The organism is Vibrio sp. 1727, assembly GCF_033344415.1.
Lineage (GTDB): Bacteria > Pseudomonadota > Gammaproteobacteria > Enterobacterales > Vibrionaceae > Vibrio > Vibrio alginolyticus.
Window position 1 is genome coordinate 1 of sequence record NZ_JAWPOT010000410.1, and the last position, 620, is coordinate 620.

A 620-nucleotide genomic window follows, 5' to 3' on the forward strand; every position below is an offset into this window, starting at 1 on the left:
TGGCCTATGTGACATGGAAAATGGCGATTTTAAAGTTAAGTTCCGTTCTGAAAAACTGACAAAAGATAGCCTAGAACTGTCTCTCAACGCTGCCTATCCGCTGGAAGGCGTCAAGCTGTCCGTAGTCGATGACCAACAACAGAACGCTCAACCGATTGATATGACACGCGCCGATCAAGCTGGCCAAAACTGGTACATCACTCTGCCAAAGCCAACCTCCGCAGAGAGCTGGTTGCGAGTCGTTATCCAAGCCGAAGGCACGCTTTACTACGGCGAAACACAAACAGCATTTGTGAAATACGAAACCTTGTTTACTGAGTAACATTACGCTGCTTATCCTTCTAAACAACGGATAAGCTTTGCTGCGGGATGAAAACCCAACCATTTCTGCCGATGCGACTGCGTCGGCTTTTTAATATCTAATTTTGTCGAAAATAGAGGGTTGCTAATTTATTTTTAATTGATAATAATTATCATTATCTAATTAATTGAGGCAGATATGAAACGCAGAAAGGACATATTCAACGCCTTCTTCAAAGCGCAAGATCGCTTCCAACTTGCCGCGCCAAGTGGCTTTGAGCCCGACGTCATTCATGACTATATTCATTGGGGTATGGTGT

Annotated in this window: 1 protein-coding gene; it reads left to right on the forward strand. The window is 44.0% G+C overall.

From position 1 onward, the window contains the following. Positions 1-322: hypothetical protein (locus R8O10_RS26040; protein ID WP_318192072.1), on the forward strand; the 322-nt coding region annotated here is incomplete at its 5' end. Between the last annotated feature and the right edge of the window lie 298 nt (positions 323-620).